We start from the raw sequence: 13,826 nt of genomic DNA on the forward strand, positions 1-13,826 counted from the left end.
ACTGCAGTGCCATTGCATCTGGTGCACACCGCTTTAACCCTGCATATCTTCCAGCTCTGTACCTTTGGTTTCATGCACCATTTTGGCGACAAAGAATATTGAGCAAAACGCGCCCAGCGTATATAAACCGTAAGCACCGGCTAAGCCTATGCCGCTTAATAACAGCGGAAAGGTCATGGTAATAAGGAAGTTACTGCTCCACTGCGCCAGGCCACTTACCGCCAGGCCTGAGCCGCGGATCTGGTTGGGGAACATCTCGCCCAGCATCACCCACATTACCGGGCCCCAGGACATATTAAAAAAGAACACATAAGCATTGGCACTAATCAGCGCCACTATACCCCAATCGCCAAGTAACAGCCGACCGTTGGCGTCCTGATCGGCATTGGCAAACGCCAGCACCATCAGCGCCAGCGTAATGGCCATACCCACCGAACCCCATTTCAGCAACGGCTTGCGGCCAATTTTATCAATAACCAACAGCGTAATAACGCAGGCGGCAATGCTTAGTGCGCCGCTGATCACGTTAATTAGCAGCGCGTCTGATTCGGAAAAGCCCACCGCCTGCCACAGCACAGCGCCGTAATAAAACACCACATTAATACCAACTAACTGCTGGAAGGTCGCCAGGCCAATACCAACCCAGACAATACGGCGTAATTTACCGCTTTGCTTATCGAATAAATCGCGCAGCTGTGGTTGATGATTGCCCTCCAGCGACTGCTGGATCTCGGTTAATTTGCGCGTTGCTGCCGTGTCGCCATACAACCGGGTTAACACCGTTTTCGCCAGCGCCGTTTTGCCTTTTAGTACCAGAAAACGCGGGCTTTCCGGTATAAACAACAGCATCAGTAAAAACAGCACTGCCGGAATAAGCTCCATCCAGAACATCCAGCGCCAGGCGGCAAAATCCAGCCACAGCACAGCGGTGGAGGCGCCGGCGAATTTTGCCAGCAGATAGTTGCTGATAAAGGCCATAAACAGGCCAAAGATAATGGCAATTTGTTGCACTGTGGTGAGCATGCCACGATAACGCGCCGGCGCCACTTCAGAGATATAAGCCGGTGCCATCACCGAGGCAGCACCCACGGCTAAACCGCCGAGAATACGGTAAAACACAAACTCCAGCGAACTGTCTGCCACGCCCGAGCCCCAGGCGCTGATAACAAAAAACACTGCCGCTACCTGCAGTAAGGTACGCCGGCCGCTGACATCGGCGAGACGCCCGGCAAAGAAAGCCCCAACGGCGCAGCCCAGCAGCATACTGGCGACGTTAAAGCCGGTACCGGCACTTTGCGAGTTAAACGCCTGCTGCAGGCCATCAACGGTGCCGTTAATTACCCCGCTGTCGTAGCCAAACAAAAAGCCACCTAAGGTGGCGACTATAGTAATAAATAAAATAAAACCGCGGTTATCGGCTTCTGTCGCAGTGAGCGCTGCGGTGACTGAGTTAGGCTGCAAAATTGTGACTCCTGTTATTGTAGTTATCTGCAAGCAGCATAAAGTTTAATCTGTACTTAAGCAGTGTGCTTGTTAAAAAACATAATTCTTTCAGTACATTTCGTTAATCCGCTAAGTGGTCTGGCATTGTATGGTAAGGTCAGATTGTCATTATAAAAGTAGCAATATCCATGATGCCTGCAGCAAAAATACTGCCGTTAACTAAGCCGCTGATGCTGGCCTGCAGCCTGTTTTTGTTATCGGTGCTATCGGTATTGCCGGGCTGTACGGCTAACCGGCAGGCAGTGAATGTTGAGGCAAAGCAGCCAGAACAGGGCAGTGCTGTTAGTGGCCGTTACGCTAATTTATTTGCTGAGCAGGGCTATAGCCAACAGGCCATTAACGCCAAAATTAACCAGGCTTTTAACCAGCTGTTTTATGGCGCACCAGATAGCCAGGCGCTGTACTTTGCTGATGGCAGTAATGCCCAGGGTGCCAAGGCGTATATCGCAGATATTAATAATAATGATGTGCGCTCTGAGGGTATGTCGTACGGCATGATGATAGCGGTACAGCTGAACAAACAGGCCGAATTTAATGCGCTGTGGAACTGGGCTGTCAGCCATATGTTTCAGGCCAACCCGGCACACCCGGCTTATGGCTACTTTGCCTGGTCTGTAGGTACCGACGGTGTAGCGCTGGATGAAATGCCTGCGCCCGATGGCGAAGAATACTTTGCCACGGCGTTATATTTTGCCTCAGTGCGCTGGGGTGACGGGGCCGGTATTTACCAGTACAAGGCCAAGGCCGATGAATTGCTGCAGCATATGCGCCATCGCAACCTTATCACCGGCCAGACCCAGCGCGGCAGCCAAACCGCCACTAACCTGTTTCATCCTGAGTATGCCATGGTGCGCTTTACACCCGATTTAGCCAATGCCGACCATACCGATGCCTCATACCATTTACCGGCTTTTTATGAAGTGTGGGCCAGAATGGGGCCAGAAGCCGACCGGGCATTCTGGCAAAAGGCTGCGCAAGTTAGCCGCGATTATTTCAGCAAGGCAGCGCACCCGGCAACCGGCCTGACACCAGATTACGGCAATTTTGATGGCAGCCCCTGGGCAGCGTCATGGCGGCCCGAGTCGGCCGATTTTCGTTTTGATGCCTGGCGCACAGCGATGAACTGGTCGTTTGACTGGAACTGGTGGCGCATGGATGCCAGAGCAGTAGAGCTAAGCAACCGGCTGCAGGCGTTTTTTGTTAGCGAAGGTTTAAGCCGTTACAGCAGCCAGTACAGCCTGGACGGCAAAAAGCTGGATAACACCCAGCAAAGTGGCTTAGTGGCAATGAATGCTGTGGCCAGCCTGGCGGCTACAGGGCCGGATGCCGGTAAATTTGTGCAGGCCCTGTGGCAGCTGCCAGTGCCAGAGGGCCATTACCGTTACTATGATGGCATGTTGTATATGCTGGCATTGTTGCATGTAAGCGGGCAGTTTCAGGCCTGGTTACCCGCACAACAAACAGATAAAACAGAATAAAAACAACGATAATCAACAGGCAGACAAAGATGCAAACAGCTAGCCCAGGTGCTACAGCAAAACTCAGCACGACAGAAAAACTCAGTGTGACAGAAAAAATTGGCTATAGCCTCGGTGACTTGGCGGCTAATCTGATCTTTCAGACACTGATGACCTTTCTGGCTTTTTTCTATACCGACGTTTATCAGATCCCGGCCGGCTCGGCGGCGGCGATTATCTTTTTCGGCGGAGTGATTGGCGCCTGCTTTAACCCGGTGATGGGGCTGATTGCCGACCGCACGCAAACCCGCTGGGGTAAGTTCAGGCCCTGGATCTTATGGACAGCCGTGCCGTTTGGCGTTATTGCGTTGCTGGCGTTCAGCACGCCCGATTTTAGCCCGCAGGGTAAAATTATTTATGCTTTTACTACTTATGTGTTGCTGGTGCTGGTGTATTCAGCCAATAACCTGCCGTATTCGGCATTAAGCGGCGTACTTACCGGCAATATGGCCGAACGTAACAGCCTGTCGGCCTACCGCTTTGTGGCTGTAATGGTGGCGCAGTTTATTATTCAGGCGTTGTTGCTGCCGCTGGTGCTGATCCTTGGTGATGGCGATAAAGCGGTGGGCTTTGAAAACACCATGACGCTGTTTGCCTGTGTTGGCATCGCTTTTTTTCTGATCACCTTTATTACCACCAAAGAGCGGGTGCTTACCCTTAGCAGCGGTGCCTCCAGTATCCGTGATGACTTAGGCGATCTGATACACAACAAGCCCTGGTTTATTCTGCTGCTGTTAACCGTGCTGGTGTTTATTACGCTGGCGCTAAAAGGCGGCATGTATATTTTTTATTTTGAACATTATCTTAGTGAAGCCCATATTGCCGGTTTTCTCGATGACATCGGCTTTAACCGCTTTATTGCCGGGCTTAACAGTATGCTTACCGACATGGGCTTAAACGAGTTTCTCTGGCCGAAAGACGCGCCTACTTCCGGTTTTAGCCTGTTTAATGCCGGTGGCATTATCTGCATGATTATCGGCATTAGCTTTGCCAAGCCACTGGCCGACAGGTTTGGCAAGCGTGATGTGTTTGCTGTGGCGCTGTTTATTTCTACGCTGTTTATTCTGCTGTTTTATTTGCTGCCGCCCGATGCCATTGGTCTGGTGTTTTTATCGCAGCTGCTGCACGGCTTTTTTTACGGCATTACTATTCCGCTGCTGTGGGCCATGATTGCCGACGTAGCCGATTATTCCGAGTGGAAAAACCATCGCCGTGCCACTGCCATTATTTTTTCAGCGATGATTTTTGGCCTTAAACTGGGGCTGAGCATTGGCGGCGCTCTGGTAGCCGGCATTCTGGCGCACTACGGTTATGACGCCCTGTTAGCCACCCAGGCAGAAGACACCATTAACGGCATTAAACTGTCGGTCAGTTTATATGCGGCGCTGCCGTTTTTACTCGGTGTGGCTTGCATGTTTGTTTATGAAATTAATAAACATAAAGAAATTCAGATTGAACAAGAGCTAAGCCAGCGGCGCGCCGCGGCCGGTTTGCTGCAGGGGGAATAACGCTAATGTCCGAGACCGATTATAAAGCACTAAAAGCCAAAGCAATTTCGCAGCCACTGGTAGAGCATATTTATACTGCCGACCCGTCAGCGCATGTATTTGACGGCCGTATTTATATTTACCCGTCGCATGATATTGATGCCGGCATCCCGTTTAACGACAACGGCGATCATTTTGCTATGCAGGATTACCACGTGCTGTCGCTGGACGGCCCGGATGCCCTTGCTGTGGATCACGGCGTAGCACTGCATATTAACGACGTACCCTGGGCCGAGCGGCAAATGTGGGCACCGGATGCGGCAAAAAAAGGCGATAAATATTATTTTTATTTTCCGGCGAAAAAAGCCGATGGCCGCTTTCAGCTGGGCGTAGCAACCGGTGATAGCCCAGCCGGGCCTTTTACGGCACAGCCACAACCGATACAGGGCAGTTACTCGATAGACCCGGCTGTATTTGCCGACGATGACGGCAGCTATTATCTGTACTTTGGCGGCATCTGGGGCGGCCAGTTACAGCAGTACCGCAATAACCGCTATGATGCACAATATGCCGAACCGGCTGCCGATGAGCCGGCACTGGGGCCGGAAGTGGCCCGGCTGACCGACAATATGCTGGAATTTGCCGAAGCACCGCGCGAAATTTTGATTCTGGACGAACACGGCCAGCCATTACTGGCCGGTGATACTGAGCGGCGCTTTTTTGAAGCGTCCTGGCTGCATAAATATAACGGTAAATACTACTTTTCTTATTCTACCGGCGATACGCACTTTCTTTGCTACGCCACCGGCGACAGCCCCTATGGCCCCTTTACTTATCAGGGGCGCATTCTGGAACCGGTAATCGGCTGGACTACCCATCATTCTATCTGCGAATTTAACGGCAAATGGTATCTGTTTTACCACGACTCGGTGCTGTCTGAAGGGGTAACCCATTTGCGCTCGGTAAAAATGGCTGAACTGCAGCATGACGCCCAGGGCCGGATCCGTACCTTAACACCGTACCGCGACTAAACAGGAGGCACCGCATGGCCAGGCAACTGCTTGTAGCACTATTAGGGGTTAGCGCAGTATTTACTGTGTTAGCACAACAGCCTTATCAAAACGCCAGCCTGAGCACCGAACAACGGGTGGACGATTTACTGGCACGGATGACGCTGGAAGAAAAAGTCGCCCAGCTGCAAACGGTTTGGCAACAGCGCCGAGGTATGGAAAACCAGCAACAGCAGTTTTTAGCCAACAAAGCGGCACAAATTATCCCGCTTGGCATTGGCCATATTGGCCGGCCGAGTGAATTTAAAACGCCACAGCAAACGGCAGAATTTAACAACGCACTGCAGCGCTGGCTAAAGGAAAATACCCGGCTGGGTATTCCGGCGCTGATGCACGAAGAAGCACTGCATGGCTATGCCGCCTTTGATGCCACCAGCTTTCCGCAGGCAATAGCGCTGGCCAGTAGCTGGTCGCCAGACGATATGCACGATGTGTATGCACTGGCCGCCCGCGAGATGCGCGCTACCGGCGCACACTGGGCCTTAACGCCCATTCTGGATATTGCCCGCGACCCGCGCTGGGGCCGGATTGAAGAAACCATGGGCGAAGATCCATACCTGATGTCGGCCATGGGGGTCGCAGCAGTACAAGGCTTTCAGGGCAAAACCGGTAAAACCGGCCAGTTTGCGCCAGATAAAGTCGTCGCCACATTAAAGCATCTTACCGGCCATGGTCAGCCGCAGGCCGGGTTAAATATTGCCCCGGCACATATAGCCCCGCGTGAGCTGCATGAGGTGTTTTTACCGCCGTTTGAAGCAGCAGTAAAGCTGGCACATGCCGCCAGTATTATGGCGTCGTACAATGAAATTGATGGTATTCCATCGCATGTTAACCGCGCCTTATTGCAAGATATAGTGCGCAAGGAATGGGGTTTTAACGGCGTTATTGTCAGCGATTATTTTGCTATTGAAGAGCTGAACAGCCGCCATAGTTTGTACGACACCGAGGCCGCAGCTGCCAAAGCCGCTTTGCTGGCCGGGGTGGATATGGAAACGCCGGATCCGAAAACTTTCCCGCATTTAACGGCACTGGTGCAAAGTGGCCAGTTAGACGAAAGCGCGATAGACACCGCAGTGCGCCGCGTACTGGCGCTGAAATTCCGCCTTGGCTTGTTTGACAATCCCTATGTTGATGCCAGCCAGGCCAATGCGTTGGTAGGCGCTGTCACAGAGCGCGATTTTGCCCGGCGGGTGGCCGAAAAATCGATGGTGTTGCTAAAAAATAACGGCATCTTGCCGCTAAATGCAGCAAAAATCAGCAAGCTGGCGGTCATTGGCCCGCATGCCGATGAAGTGTTGCTGGGCGGTTACAGCAGTATTCCGCGCCAGACTGTTAGCATTTATCAGGGCTTAAAACAAAAACTGCAGGGCAAGGCAAAGGTGCAGTTTGCCCGCGGTACGGTTCTTACAAAGCAGCTTACCAAAGCAGTAACCGCTGCCACAGCGCAGGAAGAGAATCAGGCCTTTATTACCTCAGATATCCGCCAGCGCAGCCAGGCGGCAGGTACGTTTTCTATGCAGCGCTGGAACTACGATCCTATAGCACTGGCGACCGACAATGATCGTAAAGGCTTGCTGGACGAAGCTGTTGCGCTGGCAAAAACCGCCGATGCGGTGGTGCTGGTGTTAGGTGAAAACGAAGGTTTATCGCGCGAAGCCTGGGCCGAAAGCCATTTGGGCGACCGCACCAGTTTAGAACTGGTAGGTAACCAGCTGCAACTGGCACAGGCGGTTCTGGCCACCGGCAAACCGGTAGTACTGCTGCTGACTAACGGCCGGCCGCTGGCGCTGGGCGAGTTGGCCGAAACAGCACCGGCAATTATTGAAGCCTGGTATCTGGGGCAGGAAACCGGTGCTGCTGTAGCCAATGTGCTGTTTGGCGATGTTAACCCGTCTGGCAAGTTACCGCTGACATTCCCGCGCAGTGCCGGCCATATTCCCAGCTATTACAACCATAAAGCCTCTGCCAAACGCGGCTATTTATTTGACGACATGAGCCCGTTATACCCGTTTGGTCATGGCCTAAGCTACACCAGCTTTACCTACAGCGATTTGCAAATTGACGCCAGCGACGCCCGCGCCAATGGTGAAGTGCAGATCAGCCTGACCGTGCAAAACAACGGCCAGCGCCAGGGTACTGAAGTGGTGCAGTTGTATATTAATGATCCGCTGGCCAGTGTCACCCGGCCGGTGCAGCAGTTAACCGGTTTTAAACGGGTGCCGCTGCAGCCCGGCGAGCAGGCCACACTGCGGTTTACCGTGCCGGTTAACCTGCTGGCGTTTTTTGATCAGCACATGCGCTGGGTAGTGGAACCGGGCGAAATCCGCCTGATGCTGGGTAGCTCGTCGGCAGACATCCGCTTAAAAGGCAGTTTTGTTATCAAAGGTGACGTGACTGAGGTAGCTAACAATAAGGCGTATCTGAGCCAGGCCGTGATCAGCAATTAATAACCGCGGTGGGCATATCACAACATAACTAACCGCACTGGCGGGAGGAATTATGCAACAAAGCAAGCAATATCACGGCAGTGGCCAGCTATCGGCCATGCTGACACTGGCATTAGCCTGCAGTTTGGCGCTGGTTGGTTGTGCCGGGCAAGCGCCTGATGGCAGCAGCCCGGGCGCAGAAAAACCGCTGATCCAGCCGCAAAACTGGCCACTGCAAAGTGCGCCGATTGCGCGTAACCAGCAGATAGAAGACAAAATTACCGCTTTGCTCAGCCAGATGACGCCGGAGCAGAAAGTCGGCCAGATTATTCAGGCTGATATTGCCTCGGTTACACCACAGCAGGTGCGCGATTATTATCTGGGCTCGGTGCTAAACGGTGGCAACTCGGCACCGGGGCGCGATAACCGTGTTGGTGCCGCGGCCTGGTTGCAACTGGCCGATGCTTTCTGGCAGGCCAGCACTGACACCAGCGATGGCCGGCCTTATATTCCGGTGATCTGGGGGACCGATGCCGTGCACGGCCACAGCAATGTGAAAGGTGCGACGATTTTTCCGCATAATATTGGCCTGGGCGCCATGCGCGAACCCCAGCTATTGCATGCTATTGGCCGTGCTACCGCCGTTGAAATGCAGGTAACCGGGCTGGACTGGACCTTTGCGCCAACTATCGCGGTAGCGCGCGATGACCGCTGGGGCCGCACTTATGAATCGTACAGTGAAGATCCGGCATTGGTCGCCAGCTATGCGCCGCATATTCTGCAGGGTATTCAGGGTATGCCGGGCGCTGCAGACTTTTTGCGCGGTGAGCATATGCTGGCGACGGTAAAACACTTTTTGGGTGATGGCGGTACCGTAGGCGGCAAAGATCAGGGCGACAATATTGATACTGAAACCGGCCTGCGCGACATACATGCACCACCTTACTACAGTGCCATTAAGGCCGGTGCGCGCGTGGTAATGGCGTCTTACAACAGCTGGCATGGTGATAAAATGCACGGTTTTGCCCCTATGCTGACCGACGTTTTGGTTGGCCGGATGGGCTTTGACGGCTTTGTGGTAGGCGACTGGAACGGCCACGGCCAGATAAGCGGTTGTACACCAACAGATTGTGCGGCCTCGGTTATTGCCGGGCTGGATATGTATATGGCGCCGGATAGCTGGCAGGCATTGTATGCCAATACGCTGGCACAGGTAAAAGACGGCCGCCTGCCGATGGCCCGGCTGGACGAGGCCGTACTGCGCATACTGCGTATTAAGGCAGAAATGGGCTTATTTGAGCAGGTAAAACCCTCTGAGCGGCCACTGGCCGGGCGTTATGAACTGCTGGGTAATGCACAGCACCGGGCACTGGCACGTGAGGCTGCGCGTAAATCACTGGTATTGCTGAAAAATAATCAACAGTTGTTGCCGTTAAACACCACAGGCCGGGTGCTGGTGGCGGGCGATGGTGCCGATAATATCGGTAAGCAAAGCGGCGGCTGGACACTCAGCTGGCAGGGCTCTGGCAATGCCAACAGCGATTTTCCTAATGGCGAGTCTGTTTATGCCGGTATTCTGCAAACCGTTACTGCCGGGGGCGGCAGTGTTGAGCTTAGCGAAAACGGCCGTTACAGCCAGCGCCCTGACGTCGCCATAGTGGTATTTGGTGAAGAGCCCTATGCCGAGTTTATTGGCGATCGCAGCCATCTGGCGTTTGACGATAACCGCGGGCTGCAAATTCTTACCCAACTAAAAAGCCAGGGTATTCCCACCGTGGCGGTGTTTTTATCCGGCCGGCCGTTGTGGGTTAACCCTGAGCTGAATCAGTCTGATGCTTTTGTTGCGGCATTTTTACCCGGCACTGAAGGCGCAGCTGTGGCCGATGTGCTGTTCCGCGCGCCTGCAGGTGAAGTGCAGCATGATTTTCAGGGCAAACTGTCATTCTCCTGGCCGGATAACGCCAAAGGCGAGCCGCTTAACGTGGGCGATGTGGGCTACAAGCCGCTGTTTGCCTACGGCTATGGATTGAACTACGCTGACAACACAGTGCTGGGGCCTCTGCATGAAAACGCCGGTATCAGCGCTGATCAAATGCTCAATGCCAGCCGTTATCTGCATGCCGGTAAAGCCGTAACACCCTGGCAGTTGCAATTGCTCGATCAGGGCCAGATCACGCGGGTAACAGACGCCCTGCATACCTCGGCCCGTGGCGCCTTAACGGCCACTGCCACAGATCGGCTGCAGCAGGAAGACTCGGTGACGCTCAGCTTTGTGCAACCCGGTACAGTGCTGCTAACCCATGCCGATGGTGTGGTGCTGGATTTAGCCCGCCAGTCTAACGGCGATATGGCGCTGGAGCTGGAATACCAGGTGCTGGCACTGGGCAACAGCAACGCCACGCTTGGCATGCAATGCGGCGACAACTGCAGTGCCAATATTGATATCAGCGGCCAACTGGCGCAAATGCAGGGTAAGGGCTGGCAGAGTATGAAAATTGCACTGCGCTGCTTTAGTGAAGCCGACAGCACCTTTGATATCAGTAAAGTTACCCGGCCGATGGTGCTGCAAGGTGGCGCTGGCCTGGTATTGCAACTGGCCAATGTGCGGCTGGCGCAAAACGAAGGCAACGCCACATGTGGCAACTAAAGCCCGGCAACAGTAGGGCAGGGCTCAGGCAAGCCAGTTTGTGTATTGCACTGCTGCTTAGCCCGCTGGCAACTGCCGATGTCAGCCTGCCAAAACTGATTAGCGATGGTATGGTGTTGCAGCGCGACACTGTTATTACGCTGTGGGGCTGGGCTGCTGCTGACGAAACTGTTGAAGTGCGCTTTAATGGCAAAGCCGTGGGGCAGGCAAAGCCTGCCAACGGCCGCTGGCAGCTTAAGCTGCCAGCACAAGCTGCCGGTGGGCCTTATCAGCTGAGCTTTCACGGCCATAATCAGATGACGCTGCAGGATATCTATTTTGGTGATGTCTGGGTGGCATCGGGCCAGTCTAATATGGAAATGGAGATGGCACGGCTAGCCGAGGCCTATCCGCAGGATTTAACCGCCGCCAGCTATCCGTTAATCCGCCAGTTTAAAGTGCCGCAACATTACAATTTTAAAACACCGCAGCAGGATTTCAGCAGCGGCCACTGGGTTGCCGCCAGCCCGGATACTATTGCCGAATTTTCTGCACTGGCATTTTATTTTGCCCGCGAGCTGTTTGAACATTCTGTTGCCGCAGATGACGGCGTAGCCATCGGCATTTTAAATAATGCGCTGGGTGGCTCACCGGTTGAAGCCTGGATGAGCGAGCAGGCGCTGCAGCCATTTCCTGATGCGCTGGCCGAAGCTATCCGTTTTCGCGATGATAAGCTGATCCAGGCGGTGACTGAGGCCGACAAGGCAAAAAATGCCAAGTGGTATGGTGATTTACAGCAGCGTGATGCGGGCTTAACCAGCAAAACGCCCTGGTATAGCACCGCGTTGGACGACAGCAACTGGGCCAGCTTTAGCGTGCCGGGTTTTCGGCCTGAACCCTTTACCGGTGTCTGGTGGTTGCGTAAAACGGTGCAGCTAACTGCCAAACAGGCGGCAGAGGCAAATACCTTACGGCTTGGCTCTATCGTCGATGCCGATGAGGTGTATATCAATGGCACCTTGGTGGGCAATACTACCTATCAGTACCCGCCGCGCCGTTATGCCGTACCTGAAAATCTGCTTAAAGCCGGTAACAACCTGCTGGCAGTGCGTATTACCGCCACCAATGGTAAAACCGGCTTAATGCCGGATAAACCCTATTGGCTCGGCACAGATAACAATAAGCTGGATTTAAGCGGACCGTGGAAAATGCACAGCTCAGCTGAGGCAGAGCCTTTGCCCAGTGATACCTTTATCCGCTGGAAACCGCTGGGCTTATTTAATGGCTTAACCGCGCCGTTAACCTATCTGCCGGTTAAAGGCGTGATCTGGTATCAGGGTGAATCTAATGTTGGCCAGTATGAGCAGTATCAGCCGCGTTTTAGCGCGATGATCCGCGATTGGCGGGCAAAATGGGCGCAAAACAGCGGCCAACAACAGCCGTTGCCGTTTTTATTTGTCCAACTGGCCAACTATCTGGAAAAAACGCCAGAGCCGACCGACAGCCACTGGGCCGGGTTACGCGAAGCGCAGCGCCAGAGCTTAACCGAACCTGATACCGCTATGGTGGTGGCGATTGATGTTGGCGAATGGAACGATATTCATCCGGTAGATAAAAAAACCTTAGGCCAGCGCCTGGCTTTAGCCGCGAGGGCGGTGGTACTGGGTGAAGACGTGCCGTATCAGGGGCCGCAGTTGTTGTCAGTACAGGTGCAGGGCAATAAATTGCTGCTTAGCTTTGATCAGCAACTGGTACTAAAACCCGGGCAGAGCTTTGCTATCGCCGGCAGCGACGGCGAATATCGCTGGGCGCAGGTACAGCTACAGGGTAAACAATTAGTGCTGTCGCATGCTGATATTACCGCGCCGGTACAAGTACGCTACGCCTGGGCCGATAACCCGGATGCGGTGCTGTACAACAGCGCAGGCCTACCGGCATCGCCGTTTATTTACCAGCCAAAGTAATTACAGCTGTAGCAGGGTGGTAAGTGAGCGCGAACGGCCGTTTGTTATCTGATAGTCTAACCATGTGCTACAATGTCTGACATTGCAACACACTTTGGAATAGTTATCATGAAAAGTGAAATGCTTAGCACACGCATCGATCATGACACAAAAGTCGCATTTACCAACATTTGTGATGATGTCGGCCTAAGCCCGTCTCAGGCAATCAAGCTATTTGCGCGTGCTGTGATCAATCATGGCGGTATACCTTTTGCGATTAAAGCACGCCAGCCAAATGAAACCACTGTAGCTGCAATGCAAGAACTGGCAGCAGGTAAAGGCCAGCAAAGCAAATCTGTTGATGCCATGTTAGATGAGTTAACCGAAGGCAAAGTACAAAGTGCTCACCCTTGAGTATTCAACTCAGTTTAAAAAGGATTTCAAAAAAATTGCTAAGATGCCTATTCCCGACATTCTGGAAGTTGGGAATATAATCTCCCGGCTGCAGCGCGGCGAAGCGCTTGCCGCAAAAAATGTTGATCATCCCCTTAGTGGAAATTGGCTCGGCTTTAGAGATTGCCACATCAAGCCAGACCTCGTTTTAATCTACAGAATTGCTAATAACACCTTGCAACTTGCCAGAATTGGTTCTCACAGCGAAATTTTCTAGTTACACCAAAGACTTTATAACCTCCTCTCTGGCGCACTTTAGTGCGCCAGAGTGATGCGAATAGTTATAAATTTTCTCGAACAAATTGCTCAACGCTGAGGTGCCGCCCCTTGCTTTGATAGTGCCCATCTAACGCATAAGCCATTTTTTCTAGGGGTGCGTTGTCATACCCAAAACTTTGAATTTCTTGAATATAGCGTTCTATGAAACCTTGAGGGGCTAGCTCTCGCCATTGCAACACATGAACCAATTCATGGAAGTGAAGCCGAAGATTGTTTGCGGCTTCTTTCTTTACGTAATAGGTATCGTTGTAAGTAATACCTCCAACATCCATGTCGATGAAGTCTCCTAAACCTGCTTCCCGAAGTTGTGGAAAATTAGGCTTCGGAATTTCGTCCGTAACAACGAAAAATGCTGTCTTGAGAAAGTCAGGCGAGTAAAAACCGTTGAAATGTTCGGCAAAGACGGAGCAAGATAGACGTAATTTTCTATGCGAAGAATTCACGTGTTGTATCCATTCCCAGATATCTTTGATCATTACTCCTCCTATTTACAACGCCCAAAGCCGCCGTACGTTAAGTGTC

The 13,826-nt window shown here is 52.8% G+C and carries 10 protein-coding genes; 8 read left to right on the forward strand and 2 right to left on the reverse strand.

Translation table 11 applies throughout. From position 1 onward, the window contains the following. Positions 1-33: 33 nt before the first annotated feature. Positions 34-1,494 (reverse strand): sugar porter family MFS transporter, encoded by a 1,461-nt coding sequence (locus AR688_RS00795; RefSeq protein WP_269433665.1) that lies wholly within the window; start codon positions 1,492-1,494, stop codon positions 34-36. 137 nt (positions 1,495-1,631) lie between these two features. Here AR688_RS00795 and AR688_RS00800 point away from each other — a divergent pair, with 137 nt between their 5' ends. The 8 genes from AR688_RS00800 to AR688_RS00835 all read left to right on the forward strand — a co-directional run bounded on the left by AR688_RS00800 (position 1,632) and on the right by AR688_RS00835 (position 13,242). Continuing rightward, positions 1,632-2,981 (forward strand): glycosyl hydrolase family 8, encoded by a 1,350-nt coding sequence (locus tag AR688_RS00800; protein WP_197412073.1) that lies wholly within the window; start codon positions 1,632-1,634, stop codon positions 2,979-2,981. A gap of 29 nt (positions 2,982-3,010) precedes the next feature. Beyond that, positions 3,011-4,528, forward strand: coding sequence for an MFS transporter (locus tag AR688_RS00805; RefSeq protein ID WP_068227855.1), 1,518 nt, complete (start codon positions 3,011-3,013; stop codon positions 4,526-4,528). A gap of 5 nt (positions 4,529-4,533) precedes the next feature. Beyond that, positions 4,534-5,538 carry a glycoside hydrolase family 43 protein gene (locus tag AR688_RS00810; RefSeq protein ID WP_068227857.1) on the forward strand — a complete coding sequence of 335 codons (1,005 nt, stop codon included), beginning with the start codon at positions 4,534-4,536 and terminating at the stop codon, positions 5,536-5,538. Between the two features lie 14 nt (positions 5,539-5,552). Beyond that, positions 5,553-8,024 (forward strand): glycoside hydrolase family 3 N-terminal domain-containing protein, encoded by a 2,472-nt coding sequence (locus AR688_RS00815; protein WP_068227859.1) that lies wholly within the window; start codon positions 5,553-5,555, stop codon positions 8,022-8,024. 52 nt (positions 8,025-8,076) lie between these two features. Further along, complete coding sequence (locus AR688_RS00820) at positions 8,077-10,650, forward strand: glycoside hydrolase family 3 protein (RefSeq protein ID WP_156420185.1); 2,574 nt, start codon at positions 8,077-8,079, stop codon at positions 10,648-10,650. Beyond that, the gene (locus AR688_RS00825) at positions 10,638-12,593 is read left to right on the forward strand and encodes a sialate O-acetylesterase (RefSeq protein ID WP_068227862.1); all 1,956 of its coding nucleotides are present in this window, start codon (positions 10,638-10,640) and stop codon (positions 12,591-12,593) included. Before AR688_RS00820 ends, AR688_RS00825 begins: the two co-directional genes overlap by 13 nt. Before the next feature lie 72 nt (positions 12,594-12,665). Further along, the gene (locus AR688_RS00830; RefSeq protein ID WP_197412074.1) at positions 12,666-12,986 is read left to right on the forward strand and encodes a type II toxin-antitoxin system RelB/DinJ family antitoxin; all 321 of its coding nucleotides are present in this window, start codon (positions 12,666-12,668) and stop codon (positions 12,984-12,986) included. Beyond that, on the forward strand, positions 12,973-13,242 hold the full coding sequence (locus tag AR688_RS00835; protein ID WP_082694641.1) for a type II toxin-antitoxin system RelE/ParE family toxin: 270 nt from the start codon (positions 12,973-12,975) through the stop codon (positions 13,240-13,242). The genes AR688_RS00830 and AR688_RS00835 overlap by 14 nt, the downstream gene beginning before the upstream one ends. A 64-nt stretch (positions 13,243-13,306) precedes the next feature. On the opposite strand, the gene AR688_RS00840 is transcribed toward AR688_RS00835, so the two are convergent. Beyond that, entirely contained in the window at positions 13,307-13,780 is a 474-nt protein-coding gene (locus AR688_RS00840; RefSeq protein WP_068227866.1) for a hypothetical protein, read from the reverse strand. Positions 13,781-13,826: the final 46 nt, after the last annotated feature.

It is taken from the genome of Rheinheimera sp. EpRS3 (assembly GCF_001513785.1).
Classification (GTDB): Bacteria; Pseudomonadota; Gammaproteobacteria; order Enterobacterales; family Alteromonadaceae; genus Alishewanella.

Bases quoted from the DNA above. Each gene is read 5' to 3' on its own strand.
- AR688_RS00810 (WP_068227857.1), top strand. From the start codon at position 4,534: ATGTCCGAGACCGATTATAAAGCACTAAAAGCCAAAGCAATTTCGCAG.
- AR688_RS00800 (WP_197412073.1), top strand. From the start codon at position 1,632: ATGATGCCTGCAGCAAAAATACTGCCGTTAACTAAGCCGCTGATGCTG.
- AR688_RS00805 (WP_068227855.1), top strand. From the start codon at position 3,011: ATGCAAACAGCTAGCCCAGGTGCTACAGCAAAACTCAGCACGACAGAA.
- AR688_RS00815 (WP_068227859.1), top strand. From the start codon at position 5,553: ATGGCCAGGCAACTGCTTGTAGCACTATTAGGGGTTAGCGCAGTATTT.
- AR688_RS00820 (WP_156420185.1), top strand. From the start codon at position 8,077: ATGCAACAAAGCAAGCAATATCACGGCAGTGGCCAGCTATCGGCCATG.
- AR688_RS00830 (WP_197412074.1), top strand. From the start codon at position 12,666: ATGTCTGACATTGCAACACACTTTGGAATAGTTATCATGAAAAGTGAA.
- AR688_RS00825 (WP_068227862.1), top strand. From the start codon at position 10,638: ATGTGGCAACTAAAGCCCGGCAACAGTAGGGCAGGGCTCAGGCAAGCC.
- AR688_RS00840 (WP_068227866.1), bottom strand. From the start codon at position 13,780: ATGATCAAAGATATCTGGGAATGGATACAACACGTGAATTCTTCGCAT.